The sequence below is a fragment of the Microbulbifer sp. YPW16 genome (assembly GCF_021290385.1).
Classification (GTDB): Bacteria; Pseudomonadota; Gammaproteobacteria; order Pseudomonadales; family Cellvibrionaceae; genus Microbulbifer; species Microbulbifer zhoushanensis.
In genome coordinates, this window is sequence record NZ_CP089928.1 from 3,531,502 (window position 1) to 3,548,304 (window position 16,803).

13 protein-coding genes are annotated in these 16,803 nt (G+C 61.8%); 12 read left to right on the forward strand and 1 reads right to left on the reverse strand.

Annotated elements, in window-relative coordinates:
* The first annotated feature begins 21 nt into the window (after nucleotides 1–21).
* From murD to mutT, 12 genes are all read left to right on the forward strand, one after another.
* A complete protein-coding gene (gene murD / locus LVE68_RS15290) occupies nucleotides 22–1,431 on the forward strand; it encodes a UDP-N-acetylmuramoyl-L-alanine--D-glutamate ligase (protein ID WP_232941303.1) in 1,410 nt (469 codons plus the stop codon).
* Nucleotides 1,428–2,654, forward strand: a complete 1,227-nt coding sequence (ftsW, locus tag LVE68_RS15295) for a putative lipid II flippase FtsW (protein ID WP_232941304.1) — start codon at nucleotides 1,428–1,430, stop codon at nucleotides 2,652–2,654. The genes murD and ftsW overlap by 4 nt, the downstream gene beginning before the upstream one ends.
* On the forward strand, nucleotides 2,654–3,748 hold the full coding sequence (gene murG / locus LVE68_RS15300; protein WP_232941305.1) for an undecaprenyldiphospho-muramoylpentapeptide beta-N-acetylglucosaminyltransferase: 1,095 nt from the start codon (nucleotides 2,654–2,656) through the stop codon (nucleotides 3,746–3,748). The genes ftsW and murG overlap by 1 nt, the downstream gene beginning before the upstream one ends.
* Before the next feature lie 12 nt (nucleotides 3,749–3,760).
* Nucleotides 3,761–5,224, forward strand: a complete 1,464-nt coding sequence (gene murC, locus LVE68_RS15305; protein WP_232941306.1) for a UDP-N-acetylmuramate--L-alanine ligase — start codon at nucleotides 3,761–3,763, stop codon at nucleotides 5,222–5,224.
* A gap of 34 nt (nucleotides 5,225–5,258) precedes the next feature.
* Complete coding sequence (locus tag LVE68_RS15310) at nucleotides 5,259–6,086, forward strand: cell division protein FtsQ/DivIB (protein WP_232941307.1); 828 nt, start codon at nucleotides 5,259–5,261, stop codon at nucleotides 6,084–6,086.
* A gap of 107 nt (nucleotides 6,087–6,193) precedes the next feature.
* Nucleotides 6,194–7,429 (forward strand): cell division protein FtsA, encoded by a 1,236-nt coding sequence (ftsA, locus tag LVE68_RS15315; protein WP_232941308.1) that lies wholly within the window; start codon nucleotides 6,194–6,196, stop codon nucleotides 7,427–7,429.
* A gap of 130 nt (nucleotides 7,430–7,559) precedes the next feature.
* Nucleotides 7,560–8,762, forward strand: a complete 1,203-nt coding sequence (ftsZ, locus tag LVE68_RS15320; protein ID WP_232941309.1) for a cell division protein FtsZ — start codon at nucleotides 7,560–7,562, stop codon at nucleotides 8,760–8,762.
* A 348-nt stretch (nucleotides 8,763–9,110) separates the two neighbouring features.
* Nucleotides 9,111–10,022: a UDP-3-O-acyl-N-acetylglucosamine deacetylase gene (lpxC, locus tag LVE68_RS15325; protein WP_232941310.1), complete on the forward strand. Its 912-nt coding sequence runs from the start codon at nucleotides 9,111–9,113 to the stop codon at nucleotides 10,020–10,022.
* A gap of 232 nt (nucleotides 10,023–10,254) precedes the next feature.
* Nucleotides 10,255–11,190 (forward strand): M23 family metallopeptidase, encoded by a 936-nt coding sequence (locus tag LVE68_RS15330; protein ID WP_232941311.1) that lies wholly within the window; start codon nucleotides 10,255–10,257, stop codon nucleotides 11,188–11,190.
* Nucleotides 11,191–11,402: 212 nt separating this feature from the next.
* On the forward strand, nucleotides 11,403–14,153 hold the full coding sequence (gene secA, locus LVE68_RS15335; protein WP_232941312.1) for a preprotein translocase subunit SecA: 2,751 nt from the start codon (nucleotides 11,403–11,405) through the stop codon (nucleotides 14,151–14,153).
* A 220-nt stretch (nucleotides 14,154–14,373) separates the two neighbouring features.
* Nucleotides 14,374–15,576, forward strand: coding sequence for a bifunctional glutamate N-acetyltransferase/amino-acid acetyltransferase ArgJ (gene argJ, locus LVE68_RS15340; RefSeq protein ID WP_232941313.1), 1,203 nt, complete (start codon nucleotides 14,374–14,376; stop codon nucleotides 15,574–15,576).
* A gap of 372 nt (nucleotides 15,577–15,948) precedes the next feature.
* A complete protein-coding gene (gene mutT, locus LVE68_RS15345) occupies nucleotides 15,949–16,359 on the forward strand; it encodes an 8-oxo-dGTP diphosphatase MutT (RefSeq protein WP_232941314.1) in 411 nt (136 codons plus the stop codon).
* A 219-nt stretch (nucleotides 16,360–16,578) separates the two neighbouring features.
* Here the strand turns inward: mutT and yacG are convergent, their stop codons facing one another.
* Nucleotides 16,579–16,800: a DNA gyrase inhibitor YacG gene (gene yacG, locus LVE68_RS15350; protein ID WP_232941315.1), complete on the reverse strand. Its 222-nt coding sequence runs from the start codon at nucleotides 16,798–16,800 to the stop codon at nucleotides 16,579–16,581.
* Nucleotides 16,801–16,803 lie beyond the last annotated feature (3 nt).

Here is a 16,803-nt window from a genome sequence, read left to right on the forward strand (position 1 = left end):
GGACAGTGCGCTGAGAGAATTATGACGCTGATCGCAACCTCGGAGAAAAAAGTGGTAATCGGCATGGGCGCTACCGGTCAATCGGTGGTGCGCTACCTGCTGCGTACCGGTTTTTCCCCCGTGGTGGTGGACAGCCGCAGCGAGCCGCCGGGCCTGGAAGAGTTCCGGGCGACCTTCCCGGATGTTCCGGTGGAGACCGGCGAGCTGAACCCCGAGACCCTGCTGGCCGCGAGCGAAATCGTGGCCAGCCCCGGTGTGGCCCTGGCCGAGCCGGCACTGCAGCGGGCAACCGCCGCAGGTATCCCGGTGATCGGTGATATCGAATTGTTTGCGCGGGAACTGGCGGCACTTGAGCAGCCGCCGAAGGTGGTCGCCATTACCGGTTCGAACGGCAAGAGCACGGTCACAACCCTGGTCGGCATGATGGCGGAGCAGGCTGGTGTCGCAGTGCGCGTGGGCGGAAATATCGGCGTACCGGTACTGGATTTACTGGTGCCCGAAGAAGGCGAGGCAGGGCTGCCGGAGCTGTTTGTGCTGGAGCTTTCCAGCTTCCAGCTGGAAACCACATTTTCGCTGGCAGCTGATGTGGCGACCATACTCAACCTCAGCGCGGACCATATGGACCGCTATGCGGATATGGCTGCCTATCATCGCGCCAAGCAGCGAATCTATCGGCATGCGAAACAACTGGTGATCAACCGCGCCGACCCGCTGACACGCGGCCCGCTGTCCCGCGATAGCCGCGAGTGGAGTTTCGGGCTCGACCGCCCTGACCTGGGGCAGTTCGGCCTGCTGCCGGATGGTGCCGGTGATTCCGCCAGCGTGTGGCTGGCGCGGGGCCAGGAAAAACTGCTGCCGATGAGTGAGCTGGCGATGGTGGGTAGTCACAACACCGCCAATGCCCTGGCAGCGCTGGCGCTGGGCAGCGCTGTAGGGTTGCCGATGAAGGCGATGCTGGCGGTCCTCGGGCATTTCCGCGGGCTGCCGCACCGCTGTGAGCGAGTGGCCGACGTGGATGGCGTGACTTATGTAAATGACTCCAAGGGCACCAACGTGGGCGCGACCCGCGCCGCCCTCGACGGGCTTGCCAGTGGCAGTCGCAGGATCGTCCTGATTGCTGGCGGTGAAGGCAAGGGTGCAGACTTTTCCCCGCTGGCGGAGTCGGCGGGGACATTGCGGGCGCTGGTGACCATCGGCGTCGATGGGAAGCGCATTGCCGAGGCATTCCGTGGCCGGGTAGATGCCGAGTCGGCCGCGAATATGGACGAAGCTGTTACTGCTGCTGGCCGACTGGCGCAGCCGGGTGACTACGTATTGCTGTCGCCGGCCTGTGCCAGTTTCGACATGTACCGCAATTTTGAAGCCCGCGGTGAGGATTTCCGCCGCGCGGTGAACGCACTGCTGGAAGGGCAGGCGGGGGGCGTGGCATGAGCCGGACTCCGCAGACCGTCGAGCAGAAAGAGTTGAACCTGGACTGGGCGTTGCCATTTTGCGTCCTGGCGCTGGTGAGTATCGGCGTGGTTATGGTGGGGTCCGCTTCGATTGCATTCGCCGCGGACCAGTACGGCGATGGCTGGTATTTCCTGAAGCGCCACCTGGTGTTCCTGGGCCTGGGCGCGGTGGCGGCCCTCGTGGTGAGCCAGGTATCCCTGTCGGCGTGGTCGCGTTTGTCCTGGCCACTGTTGCTGTTTTCCTGCCTGTTGCTGCTGGCGGTACTGGTGCCGGGCGTGGGCCGCGAAGTGAACGGCAGTCGCCGCTGGCTGGCATTCGGCCCGATCACGGTACAGCCGGCCGAGGTGGCGAAGTTCTGCCTGCTGGTTTTCTTCGCCAGTTTCCTCACGCGCCGCAACCAGCAGTTGCGCCACTGGAGCAGCTTCATGATTCCGGTGGTCATCCTGGGCCTGGTTGCACTGCTGTTGTTGATGCAGCCGGACTTTGGTTCGGTGGTGGTGATTTCCGGGACAGTACTGGCGATGGTATTTCTCGCCGGTGCGCGCCTGCCGCACACCTTCCTGCTGGTGGGCCTGGCGGCGAGCGCACTGGCGCTGCTGGCGATGCTGAGTCCTTACCGGCTGCAGCGACTGACCACATTCCTGGATCCGTGGGGCGACCAGTTTGCCGGTGGCTACCAGTTGACCCAGTCACTAATCGCTTTTGGCCGTGGCGAATGGTTTGGCGTTGGGCTGGGTAACAGTGTCCAGAAGCTGTTCTACCTGCCCGAAGCACACACGGATTTTATTTTCGCCATCCTGTCGGAAGAGTGGGGCATGCTTGGCGGAATGGTGGTCATCGGCCTGTTCAGCCTGATGACGCTGTCGCTGTTGCGGCTGGTTCGGCAAGCGCTGGAGCGGCAGAAGATTTTTGCCGCGCTGCTGGCATTCGGTATCGCCGTGCTGCTGGCGGGGCAGGCATTCGTGAATATGGGCGTGGCCTCGGGCCTGCTGCCCACCAAGGGACTGACGCTGCCGTTCGTCAGCTCCGGCGGCAGCAGCCTGGTGGTGTGCTGTGCACTCTTCGCGCTGGCCCTGCGAATCCAGGCAGAGCTGCGCGGGGATGAAGAGCAGGAACAGTCGGCGATGGGCAGGATCCGGCACCTGCCGATTTTCAATCCGCTGCAATTGGGTGACCGGGAAATCAAAGGGGAGGCGGCGTAATGACAGCGACTGATTTGTCATTCAGTGGCCGGACCTTCCTGGTAATGGCCGGCGGGACCGGCGGCCATGTGTTTCCGGCACTGGCGGTGGCCCGCGCCCTGATCGAACGCGGTGCACGCGTCGAATGGCTTGGTACGGCGCGGGGTATTGAGTCGCAGCTGATTCCGGAAGCCGATATCCCGCTGAACGTGATTTCTGTCGAGGGGATTCGGGGCAAGGGCAAGCTGGCCCTGCTCAAGGCGCCCCTGCAGGTTTCGCGGGCAGTCATGCAGGCGCGCGGAGTGGTCAGGAAGGTAAAGCCAGACGCAGTGCTGGGCTTTGGCGGTTTTGCCTCCGGACCAGGCGGGGTGGCAGCGAAACTCTGTCGGGTACCGCTGATTATCCACGAGCAGAATGCCGTGGCCGGTACCACCAACCGGTTGCTGGCAAAGATCGCCAATCGTGTGCTCGAGGCTTTTGACAGTGGCCTGCGCGGCGCGGAGCAGGTAGGCAACCCGGTGCGCGAGGAGATTGTCGCCCTGCCGGCCCCGGAAGAGCGCGTGGCCTGTGAGCGCCCGCTGCGGTTGCTGGTTCTTGGCGGCAGCCTGGGAGCAGTCGCCATCAATGAGCTGGTGCCGCAGGCAGTGCTGATGCTGCAACCGGAAGAGCGTCCGCGGATTGTGCACCAGGCGGGTAAGAGGCATCTGGACCTGGCGCGTGAAGCCTACAGGCAGGCCGGCGTGGAAGCCGAGGTGGTGCCTTTTATCAGCGATATGGCGGCGGCCTACGGCAATGCGGACCTGGTGGTTTGCCGCGCGGGGGCGCTGACCGTTTCCGAGGTGGCGGCAGCCGGCGTGGGCGCGATCATGGTGCCGTTCCCATTCGCCATCGATGACCACCAGACAAAAAATGGCGAGTGGTTACAGCAGGCCGGTGGTGCGTTGGTGGTACAGCAGGACACCCTGACCGCAGAACAACTGGCAGAGATTATGGGCGGGCTGTTTGCGCAGCCGCAGAAACTGGTGGCCATGGCACAGGCGGCACGTAAAGTTGCGGTGACTGACGCCACCGAGCGTGTGCTGGTGGCGTGCGCAGAAGAAATCAAAGGGCGATGAGGTAAATTGAATATGTCGGCCGGCGAACAGGTACAGCAACAGAATTTCAGTGTGCCCACCATGCGGCGGATACGCCGTATCCATTTTATCGGCATCGGTGGTGCAGGGATGAGCGGTATCGCCGAGGTGCTGCACAACCAGGGCTATGAGGTCTCCGGTTCCGACCTGAAGGAATCGAATGTGACCGGGCGCCTGCGCAAACTGGGTGTTGTGATCCACATCGGCCATAGCGCGGACAATATTCGCGGCGTGGATGTGGTGGTGAACTCCTCCGCAGTGCACGGGGACAACCCCGAACTACTAGCGGCGCGCGAAAACCGGATCCCGGTCGTGCGCCGGGCGGAGATGCTCGGCGAGCTGATGCGGTATCGCTATGGGATTGCCGTGGCGGGGACTCACGGCAAAACGACCACGACCAGCCTGATTGCGTCGATCTTTGCCGCGGATCACAAGGATCCCACCTTTGTGATCGGTGGCCTGGTCAATGCCGCCGGGGCCAACGCCGCGCTGGGAGAGAGCAAATACCTGATAGCCGAGGCGGACGAGAGTGATGCCTCGTTTATCCACCTGCAGCCGATGGTGACCGTGATCACCAATATCGATGCCGACCATATGGAGACATACGGTGGCGATTTCGAGAAGGTCAAGCAGATCTTTGTCGACTTCGTCCACAACCTGCCGTTCTATGGCCTGGCTGTGGTCTGCGGCGACGATGCCAATATCCGTGAAGTGATACCGCAGATGTCGCGCCCGATCTCCACCTACGGTTTCGAGGAGGGCAACGACTTCCGGATCACCCGGGTGAAGCAGGAGCCGCTGCGAAGCCATTTCAGTGTGCTGCGCCCGGACGGCAGTGTACTGGATGTGTGCGTGAACACCCCCGGCATCCACAACGTGCTGAATGCCACGGCCGCCATTGCGGTGGCAACCGAGGAGGGCATCAGCGATGCATCGATCCAGCAGGGCCTGGAGGGGTTCCAGGGGGTAGGCCGCCGCTTCCAGATTTTCGGTCACTACGCAGTGAGCGACGACGCGGAAGCCGAAAAGGTGATGCTGGTGGACGATTACGGCCACCACCCGCGGGAAGTGGCCGCCACTATCCAGACAGTGCGCGATGGCTGGCCGGACCGGCGCCTGGTAATGATTTACCAGCCGCACCGTTACACGCGCACCCGCGACCTGTTCGAGGATTTCGTACAGGTCCTGTCGAAGGTCGACAAGCTGGTGCTGCTGGATGTTTACAGTGCGGGTGAGACGCCCATTCCAGGTGCCGACGGTCGTACCCTGGCTCGCAGCCTGCGCAACCGCGGACAGGTGGACCCGATTTTTGTCGAGTCCATCGAACAGGTACCGCCGGTACTGGCGGACCTGCTGGAGCCGGGCGACATCGTACTGACCCAGGGTGCCGGCAATGTCGGGGCCCTGGCGCAGCAACTGGCAACGTGGCGGCTTGGCGATGACTCGGACCAGGGCTAAGTCGACAAAGGCGAAGAGCGCGGCGCGGGGTGCGGTGCGGAGTGCAGCACCGAAACTGAAGAAGAAAGCCCAATCCGGCCGTAAGACAAAGGCCCAGCGCGGTGCCCGGCGACGGGATGATGAGCAGCGTTCCTCGCTTCGACTGTTGCCTGCCCTGGCAATGCTGCTTGCGCTGGGAACAGTTACCGCACTGGCATACGGTGCGGTGTGGAGCTGGCAGCGCCTGCCGGTGCAGGAGCTGAGCCGGGTCGACGCGCTGGAGCATGTCCGTGTCAGGGCGCCCTTCCGGGCGGTGACGCGGGAACAGGTAGAGGAACTGATGTTGCCGTTCCTGCAGCGCGGCTTTTTTGCCCTGGATATCAGGGGCATGCGCGCGGCGCTGCTGGAGCACCCATGGATCGACCGGGCGTCGGTCAGCCGACGCTGGCCCCGTGGAGTGGAAATAGAAATCGAGGAGGCCACACCGCTGGCGTCCTGGGGTGGCGAGCGGCTGCTCGTGGCCAGTGGTCACCTGCTGCCGCGGCCCGAACAGATGCAGACAGGTCGCCTGCCGGAGCTGGCGGGTGACGAGGAGCTGGTGGAGCGCATCATGGCGCAATACCAGGCACTTGCGCGGTTACTGACCACGCGGGATATGGAAGTTAAGCGGTTGTCTTTTGACGACCTGGCCGGATGGCACCTGGAACTGGTCTCCGGCATTGAACTGCACCTGGGGCACGATGAACTGCTGGAGAGGGTGAATCGTTTTCTCAGCTTGAGTCGGGGCGTCCTGGCTCCCCACCTGGAGCGGGTGACGCGGGTGGATACGCGCTACAGCAATGCCGTGGCGGTGCAGTGGAAAGATAAAGAACTGAGTGAATGAACGCGGCGCTCGCGCCGCCGGGATAACAATTTTAAAAGCGAGTACAGGGTCCTGGGACGTTATTGGGAATGCGCCCCGGAACACTGTTCAGCGAGGTTGGTACAAAAATGACACAAGCATCCGATCACCGCATGATCGTGGGACTGGATATCGGCACTTCCAAGGTCGTCGCCATCGTCGGCGAAGTCAGCGGCGGCGGCGAGCTGAATATTGTCGGTATCGGCTCCCACCGTTCCACCGGTATGAAAAAAGGTGTGGTGGTGAATATCGAGTCCACGGTGCAGTCGATACAGCGCGCGGTCGAGGAAGCCGAGCTGATGGCGGGCTGTGAGATTCACTCGGTCTATGCAGGTATCGCTGGAAGCCATATCCGCAGCTTGAATTCACACGGGATTGTCGCCATCAAGGACCGCGAAGTAACCCAGCAGGACCTGGACCGGGTAATCGATGCCGCGCGCGCGGTGGCAATTCCCGCAGACCAGAAAATCCTGCACACGTTGCCGCAGGAATTCCTGATCGATAACCAGGAAGGTGTGAAAGAACCGCTGGGTATGTCCGGCGTGCGCCTGGAGGCCAAGGTGCACCTGGTAAGCGGCGCAGTTAACGCGGCACAGAATATCGAGAAGTGCATCCGGCGCTGCGGCCTGGAAGTGGAAGACATCATCCTGGAGCAGCTCGCCTCGAGTTATGCCGTGCTCACTGACGATGAGAAAGAGCTGGGGGTCTGCATGGTGGATATCGGTGGGGGCACTACCGATATCGCAGTATTTACCGGGGGTTCTATCCGGCACACGGGCGTGATCCCGATTGCCGGCGACCAGGTGACGAACGACATTGCCATGGCATTGCGCACGCCCACGCCGCACGCCGAGGAACTGAAAATCAAGTATGCCTGTGCGCTTGCGAAGCTGGCACGAGAGGGTGAGACGATCAAGGTGCCCAGTGTGGGCGACCGGGAACCGCGTGACCTCTCCCGCCAGGCGCTGGCCGAAGTGGTGGAGCCACGTTACGACGAGCTTTTCACCCTGGTACAGGCGGAGCTGCGCCGCAGTGGTTTCGAGGACCTCTGTGCTGCAGGCATCGTGCTGACCGGTGGCTCTTCGAAGATGGAGGGTGCTGTCGAGCTGGCCGAGGAAATTTTCCACATGCCGGTGCGCCTCGCGGTGCCCCAGGGGGTAGCCGGGCTGACAGACATTGTCAGTAACCCGATCTACTCAACCGGCGTGGGGCTGCTGATGTACGCAATGCAGCAGGAAGAAGTTGACCTGTCCGGGAACCGCCCGGTGCGCCAGGAAAACCTCTGGTGGGACAAGGTCAAGCACTGGTTCCGCGGCAACCTGTAAGTGCTCCGGACGGGTGCGCGGCACCAGGGGAAGTGCGCCGCGTGTCCCGGGAGAAAGCGCAGGGGCTGCAGAAAGTATTGATTCAGGACCGAACGATAAATTTTGACATGAGCAAAAAAGGGGAACAGAGATGTTCGAACTAGTCGATAGCGTACAGGACAAGCCTGTCATAAAAGTGATCGGTGTCGGCGGCGGCGGTGGTAATGCCGTCAAGCACATGATCCTGAGTGAAGTGGAAGGTGTGGATTTCATCTGTGCCAACACTGATGCGCAGGCTCTGAAAGACATCGAGGCCCGTACCATCCTGCAACTGGGTAACAACATTACCCGGGGTCTCGGCGCCGGCGCCAATCCCGATGTGGGGCGACAGTCCGCCCTCGAGGATCGCGAGCGGATCGCCGAAGTGCTGCAGGGTGCGGACATGGTATTCATCACCGCTGGCATGGGCGGCGGTACCGGCACCGGTGGTGCGCCGATTGTCGCCGAGATTGCCAAGGACCTGGGAATCCTGACCGTAGCTGTGGTTACCCGCCCGTTCCTGATCGAGGGGCGCAAGCGCCAGCAGGTGGCAGAAGAGGGCATCCTCGAACTGCGGGACAAGGTGGACTCCCTGATTACCATCCCCAACGACCGGTTGCTGGAGGTGCTCGGTAACAAGATCACCATGAAGGCGGCATACAAAGAGGCCGACAATGTACTGCTGGGTGCAGTGCAGGGTATTGCGGACCTGATGATCCGTCCGGGCATCATGAACGTAGACTTCGCCGACGTTCGTACCGTGATGTCCGAGATGGGCATGGCGATGATGGGCTCCGGTGCCGCCGTGGGTGAGAACCGTGCCCGCGAGGCCGCCGAGAAGGCGGTGCGCAGCCCGCTGCTGGATGACGTCAATCTGCAGGGTGCCCGCGGTATCCTTGTGAATATCATCACCGGCAGCGAAGACGGTGGTTGCCAGGAGCTGACCCTGGGCGAGTACTCTGAAGTTGGTGAGATCGTCCAGGAAATCGCCTCCGATGACGCCACTGTGGTGATTGGTACAGCCGTGGATGACAAGCTGGGCGATGAAATGCGGGTTACCGTGGTGGCCGCTGGCCTGGGCGAGGGTTCGCAGCAGGCTGCGCGCCCCACCAAGGTGGTGGACAACACCCGTCGCCAGGAGAACCGCGAGCCGCCGAAGTCCGTGGCTGGCCAGGGTATGGGGGCCCGGGATGCGGGTGACGCGCGCCAGCGCCCGGAGACCGAGCGTCCCAAACGCCAGTCTCCGGCCATGAACCCGGCCGACGACATGGAATACCTGGATATCCCGGCTTTCCTGCGCCGCCAGGCTGACTGACCCCGGTCAGTCCAGGCCTCCGGCGCGGCAAACACACCGCTCATGTCCGCCCGGCCCCTCGGGCCGGGCATCGTCGCGCCGGCGGCTGGCCCGGTGGTCACAGGCCACCGGGCCCGCTTTACCTTTATTAACCTCGCGTTCAGCGAGATCGCTGTACCATATTAAAAATGCACAGTAGATTCGCCTCTGCATTGGCGTGGTTTGCCGCGCGGTAGGCTATTCTGGGTATAGGGTGCGGTGAAGCGCCATGACTGCCGAGGCAGTTGTGGTTTTGGCGTTATTTTTCTGCTAAGCTTGCCGGCTTGCTGCGGCATTTGTGCCGTTTACCGACTGGGATACGACCGATACATGATCAAACAGCGTACTCTTAAAAATGCTATTCGCGCCACCGGCGTGGGCCTGCACACTGGTAAGAAGGTCGTGCTGACCCTCAAGCCGGCGCCTGTAGACAGTGGCATTGTGTTCCGGCGCATGGATCTCGACCCGGTGGTCGAGATTGAGGCGCGTGCCGAGAACGTGGGGGACACCCTGCTGTCCACAACCCTGGTCAAGGGTGACGCTCGCGTGGCTACGGTCGAGCACCTGCTCTCCGCGATGGCGGGCCTGGGTATCGACAATGCCATCGTCGAGCTCAGCGCGCAGGAAGTACCGATTATGGACGGCAGCGCCGGTCCGTTCGTTTTCCTGATCCAGTCCGCTGGGATCCAGGAGCAGTCGGCGCCGAAAAAGTTCTTGCGGATCAAGAAGCCGGTAACTGTTGAAGACGGCGACAAGGTCGCGAGCTTCCTGCCATTCAATGGCTTCAAGGTGTCTTTCACTATCGATTTTGACCACCCGGTGTTCCAGGGTCGCAACCTGAGTTCCTCGGTGGACTTTTCCAGCACCTCCTTCGTTAAAGAAGTGAGCCGTGCTCGCACCTTCGGCTTTATGCACGAAATCGAGTACCTGCGTTCCAAAGGCCTGGCCCAGGGCGGCAGTGTGGATAACGCCATCGTTATCGACCAGTACCGTATTCTGAATGAGGGTGGGTTACGGTACGAAGACGAATTTGTTAAGCACAAGATTCTGGACGCCATCGGTGACCTGTACCTGCTGGGTACCAGCCTGATTGGTGAGTACAAGGCCTTCAAGTCCGGCCATGCCCTGAACAACAAGTCCCTGCGCACCCTGATGGCGCAGGAAGACGCATGGGAGATGGTAACTTTCGAGGATGAACAGGAAGCGCCCATCTCATACGTCAAGCCAATACTGGCTGTCTAAGCGGGAAACCAGAAGCCGGCACGAAAATTGCCGGCTTTTTACTGTCTGAATTTTGGCGGTCGGCGCAAATGTGCGCCACATGCCGTCTTTTAATGTCGACCCCTGTTACAGTGGATGTTCTGGTCGACTTGAATGCCAATGGAAAGGCGTGAGGAGAGCCCGGCTCGGGGGAGTCGGTGCTGCAGACCACAAAACGATAGTTATAACGTATTGCAATCCACACGCGCCGGTTATGAAAATTATTCTTGTCAATGAACGTGGGGGAACCCGCAGTTTCCGTTTCGGCAGGCTGAGCAAGGCCCTGCTGGGGCTGTGCCTGATCGGTATGCCGGTGGGGGCCTTCCTGGTGGGGGTCAACCTGCCGGTGGCCGAATCCGATGTGTTCGATTCCCGTACCGCCAAGGCCTGGGGTAAGGCCCTGCGCAAGCAGCAGGTGGAAATTGATGAGGCCGACCAGCAGGCCCGCGAACAGCTTACTGCGCTCACAGTCAAAATGGCGGAAATGCAGGCGCGCCTGACCCGCCTGGATGCCCTGGGCGAACGGTTGGTGACTGTGGCCAAGCTGGATGAAAACGAATTCCAGTTCGGCACTGCACCGGCGCTGGGCGGCCCGGAAGAGCCGGGCGAGGGAAGCTCTGCCGAATTCCCCTTCCAGCAGCCCGATTTTATGGGCGCATTCGAGGACCTGTCCGAGCAGATCGAGGATCGCCAGCTGCAGCTTTCGACCATCGAGTCAGTGCTGGCCAACCAGCAACTGCAGGACGAGCAGTTCCTCGCCGGCCGTCCCATCAGCCGTGGCTGGATGTCTTCCCGTTACGGTTACCGCACCGATCCGTTCAGCGGTCGCCGTTCCTGGCACAAGGGTGTGGACTTCGCCGGCAAGGACGGCTCCGACGTGGTGGCTGTGGCAGCGGGCGTGGTGACCTGGGCCGAAGACCGGTACGGTTACGGCAACCTGGTTGAGATCAACCACGGCAATGGCTACAAGACCCGTTATGGTCACAATCGTGATATCAAGGTCGAGCTGGGCGAGGTGGTCAAGAAGGGCCAGGTAATCGCCCTGATGGGGTCCAGTGGGCGTTCCACCGGTCCCCACGTGCATTTTGAGGTATACAAGAACGACCGCCCGGTCGATCCGGCCAGCTACATCCGCCGTAACGGCAGATAACAACTATCCTCTCCATACCGCGTAGCGACGGGCCTCCCCGGGGGAGTTGCCAGTCGTTGCGCCTTCCTGTTTACTTGCACCCCTTGTTGGAATCCGGTGCCAGCGCCCCGATATAAGCAGACAGTTCCCGGTTACCGCCAGAACAGGTGTACCGACACAACCGGGCCGCAGAAGTCCGCACCGCAATATAAAGATTGAGTGGTTTTTAGAGAATGATTGGCAAACTGATAAAAACGGTCTTTGGATCCAAGAATGACCGCGAGCTGAAACGCATGCGCCGTGCCGTGGCCCGGGTCAATGCGCTGGAAGAGGAATACACGCAGCTCGACGATGCCGCCCTGAAAGCCAAGACAGAAGAGTTCCGTAAGCGGATCGCCGATGGCGAGTCCCTGGACCAGCTGCTGCCTGAGGCGTTTGCCGCCGTGCGTGAGGCCAGTCGGCGGACACTGGGCATGCGCCACTTTGATGTGCAGCTGATCGGCGGCATGACCCTGCACGAGGGGCATATTGCTGAGATGCGCACCGGTGAGGGCAAGACCCTCGTCGCGACCCTGCCGGCCTACCTGAACGCCCTGGAGGGCAAGGGCGTGCATATCGTGACGGTCAACGATTACCTGGCGAGCCGCGACGCCAACTGGATGCGCCCGGTCTATGAGTTCCTGGGCATGACTGTGGGCGTGATCATGTCCCAGCAGCATCCGGACGACAAGAAAGCCGCCTACCAGGCCGATATCACCTACGGTACCAACAACGAATTCGGTTTCGATTACCTGCGCGACAATATGGTCCTGCGCAAGGAAGACCGCACGCAGCGTCCGCAGAACTTCGCCATTGTGGATGAGGTGGATTCCATCCTGATCGATGAGGCGCGTACACCGCTGATCATCTCCGGGCAGGCCGAGGACTCTTCGCAGCTGTACCTGGCCATGAACAAGCTGATTCCCAAGCTGGAGCGCGCCGAAGAGGGCGGTGAGGGCCACTACTCGGTGGACGAGAAGACCCGCCAGGTGGAGCTGAATGAGGAGGGGCACCAGCTGGTGGAAGACCTCCTTACCCGCAGCGGCCATATCCGTGAGGATGACTCCCTCTACGCACCCGGCAACCTGGGCCTGCTGCACCATGTGCACGCTGCACTGCGCGCCCATGTCCTGTTCCATCGCGACGTGGACTACATCGTGCAGAACGGCCAGGTGGTGCTGATCGATGAGCACACCGGTCGCACCATGCCGGGTCGCCGCCTGTCCGAGGGCCTGCACCAGGCGCTGGAGGCCAAGGAGGGTGTGCAGATCCAGAGTGAGAGCCAGACCCTGGCCTCCACCACTTTCCAGAACCTGTTCCGTTTCTATCCCAAGCTGGCCGGCATGACCGGTACCGCGGACACCGAGGCGTTCGAGTTCCGCCAGATTTACGGCCTCGACGTGGTGGTGATCCCCACCAACAAGCCGAAGCAGCGGGATGACCTCAATGACCTGGTATACCTGACCAAAGAAGAGAAGATGGATGCCATCATCGAGGACATCAAGTACTGCCGTGACAAGCAGGCGCCGATCCTCGTGGGTACCGCCTCGATCGAGACATCGGAAGAGATGTCCCAGCGCCTGACCAAGGCCGGCATCAAGCACCAGGTACTGAACGCCAAGTACCACGAGAAGGAAGCACAGATCATTGCCCAGGCCGGTCGTCCGGGCACTGTCACCATCGCCACCAATATGGCGGGCCGCGGTACCGATATCGTGCTGGGTGGTAACTGGGAGGCCGAGGTTGAGGAGCTGCGCCAGGAGAAGGGCAGTGAGCCGACCGAGGCGGAGATCGAGAAACTCAAGGAAGGCTGGCAGCAGCGCCACGATACCGTGATCGAGGCCGGCGGCCTGCATATCATCGGTACCGAGCGCCATGAGTCGCGCCGCATCGACAACCAGCTGCGTGGCCGTGCCGGGCGCCAGGGCGACCCGGGCGTAACCCGCTTCTACCTGTCCCTGGAAGACAACCTGATGCGTATCTTCGCCTCCGACCGGGTGAAGAACTTTATGCAGATGCTGGGTATGGAAAAGGGCGAGGCCATCGAGCACCGCATGGTCTCCAATGCCATCGAGAAGGCCCAGCGTCGCGTGGAAGGCCGTAACTTTGATATCCGCAAGCAGCTGCTCGAGTATGACGATGTCGCCAACGACCAGCGCCAGGTCATTTATGGCCAGCGTAACGAGCTGCTCGAGGCGGAGAATATCAGTGACACCATCAGCGCCATCCGCGAGGACGTGGTCAATGAGCTGGTTTCCGGCTTTGTCCCGCCGCAGAGCGTCGAGGAGCAGTGGGATATTCCCGGCCTGGAGAAGCAGCTGGCCGGTGAACTGGGCCTGGAGCTGCCGGTCCAGAAGTGGCTGGATGAGGATCGCACCCTGCACGAAGAGAGCCTGCGCGAGAAAATCATCGCTGCGGCCCAGGAAGCCTACGACGCAAAAGTGAAGCGGGTGGGCGAATCCACCGGTGATCCCAATATGATGGCCACCGTCGAGCGCCAGATCATGCTCCAGGTGCTGGACCAGCTGTGGAAAGAGCACCTGTCCAGCATGGACCACCTGCGTGCCGGTATCGGCCTGCGTGCCTACGCCAACAAGAATCCCAAGCAGGAGTTCAAGCGCGAGTCATTCCACCTGTTCCAGAGCCTGCTGGATAACCTCAAGCACGAGGTGATCCGGGTACTGGCGCATGTGGAGCCCATGACCCGCGAGCAGATGGAAGAGATGGAGCAGCGTCGCCTGGAAGCCCAGCGCCGCCAGGAGCTGGAATTGCGCCACGCCGAGGCCTCGGCCATGCCCCAGGAGGCTGAAGCCCCCGAAGCAGCGCCCGTGCCAGAACCTGCCCGCCGCGGGCCAAAAGTGGGCCGCAACGACCCCTGTCCCTGCGGTTCCGGCAAGAAGTTCAAGCAATGCCATGGCAAGCTGACCTCCTCGACCCAGAGTTGAGCCTGGCCAGGGGCTGCCCTCTGGTGGACCCGGATCGAAGAAATGCCCCGCCAGTGCGGGGCATTTTTTTGCTCAGCAGATGAATTATCTGCGGCATTTCTCGCCGAGTCCGCAGAAACAGTTGATTGGTAGTGTCGGCGACGTCGATAATGTCGCTCTTTACCTTTAGCCCGCTGCAGGCGGTGCCCAGACCCGGAGGCGGCCCGTTGCCGCAACAGCTATGCCCGAGAACTCACTCCCTATCGTGCCGGGAATCCGGCTCGCCAGCGTGCCCGCCAGGATCAAGGACTGGCAGCGTGACGACCTGCTGCTGATGGAAATTTCAGCGGAAGCCAGCGTTGCCGCTACTTTCACCCAGAACTCATTCTGCGCCGCGCCGGTTACGGTGGCCAAAGAGCACCTGGAGCATGGGGATATTCGTGCACTACTGGTTAACGCGGGCAATGCCAATGCCGCTACCGGCGAGCGTGGCCTGAGTGATGCCCGCGCCTGCTGTACCGCAGTGGGCGAGGCACTGGGGCTTCACGGAGAACAGGTATTGCCGTTCAGCACCGGTGTGATCGGCGAGCACCTGCCGTTGCAGAAGCTGCTCGATGCCATCCCCGTAGCCGCCGGCGCACTTGCAGAGGCGGGCTGGGATGCCGCTGCGGCCACCATCATGACTACCGACACCCGCGCCAAGGGCGCCAGCCGCCGGGTGCAAGTGGGGGACCAGTGGATCACGGTGACCGGGATTGCCAAGGGCTCGGGCATGATCCAGCCCAACATGGCTACCATGCTGGCCTATGTGGCTACCGACGCCGCTATCGACCAGGCGCTGCTGGATACCCTGGTGCGGGAGGCGGTGGATGCGTCTTTCAACCGCATCAGTGTGGATGGCGATACGTCCACCAATGACGCCTGCGTGCTGATCGCGACCGGCGCCACAGGACCGGTGATGGCTGATCCGGGTAATGCCGATTACCAGCGCCTGAAGCAGGCGGTGACCGAGGTGCATGTCGACTTGGCGCAGGCGATTGTCCGCGATGGAGAGGGTGCGACCAAGTTCGTGACGGTGCAGGTGGATGGGGCAACCACCCCGGCAGAGGCGCTGCGGGTGGCATTTGAAGTGGGAGAGTCACCACTGGTGAAGACAGCACTCTACGCATCCGATCCCAACTGGGGGCGACTGGTGATGGCCGTCGGCAATGCCGGTATCGATGGACTGGACCCGGCCGGGGTGGATATCTACCTGGATGACGTGCAAGTGGTCGAGGCTGGCGGCCGTGCGCCGGGATACGAAGAGCAAGCAGGCCAGGCTGTTTTCGACCGGCCCGAATTTACCATTCGCGTCAGCCTGGGGCGTGGGGAATGCAGTGAGCATATCTGGACCTGCGATTTCTCCCACGAGTACGTCACCATCAACGCGGAATACCGCACCTGATACACGGAACGAGGCGCATATCGGTTCCCCTTCCCGGTGACCGGCTCGGTTAACGGCAAGGTTAACGGCTATAACTACCGCAATGCCGTAAATCCCATCCATTTGGGTCCGAGAGAGGAAAACCGGGAATGAGAAAGCTGATATACGCGATCCTTGCCGCCATCATCATATTGGCCTTAATGCGGGCGTGTGTGCCCACAGTGGATGACAGCACCGCCGCGCTGGAGAGCTCACAACCTGTCGCGGTTACTACAACCTATGCCTGTCGGCACCAGCTTTCCTGACTCTCCTGGCCAGCTGGCGCCCTTGAGAACCCGGTTGCGGACAGGTATAAGGTGTGCGGGCAAGTATCTGAGCGAAGTGGGGAGAGTTATGGCGGCGGGGCAAAAGATCGTACATGTGGCAGTGGGCGTGGTGCGACGTGACGACGGCCGCATCCTGATTGCCCGTCGTCCCGATCACCTGCATATGGGCGGGCGCTGGGAGTTTCCCGGCGGCAAGGTGGAAGAGGGGGAGCCGGTTGGCGACGCGCTGGCCCGCGAGCTGCGAGAGGAAGTGGGCCTCGATGTCTCCCGGCTGCAGCCGCTGGCGGAAATCCGCCACCAATACCCTGAAAAAACTGTCCTGCTGGATACCTGGTGGGTCCATTGCTTTACCGGCAATGCCCGGGGCCTGGAGGGGCAGGAGGTCCGCTGGGTGACAGTGGGCGAGCTGGATGATTACTGCTTCCCGGATGCCAACCGGGATATCATCACCGCAATCCGCGCGGCGACCACATCCTGATCCAGTCTCCAGCCACGACACTGGCCCCAGTTTGGGAGTTCGCCCGCAGGAGCGGCCGCTGGCCGCGATCTCCCGAACCCTCCAACTGACACAGCCGGCACACCGCTGGGTCGGCACACGACGCTACCCGGTAACCTGCCAGGCTAAACCCGCGAGAGGGGTGGCCTGGTTGTGGCCGGAATGCCTTATACCCGGGTGGGAGAAAAACGGGGCGAGGTATCAGTGCCGGGTTTTGTTGGGATCCAGGTCCTCGCTCAGCACATCGTCATAGACCGGCTGCCCGGGGATCTTGTGGCCCTCACTGGCCCATTCCCCCAGGTCGATCAGCTTGCAGCGCTCACTGCAGAAAGGGCGGAAGGGGTACTTTTGGGCATCCCACTCGATTGGCTTTTTGCAGGTGGGGCAGTTTACGGTAGGGCGGTCGGCAGTCTTCTTGGTCATAAC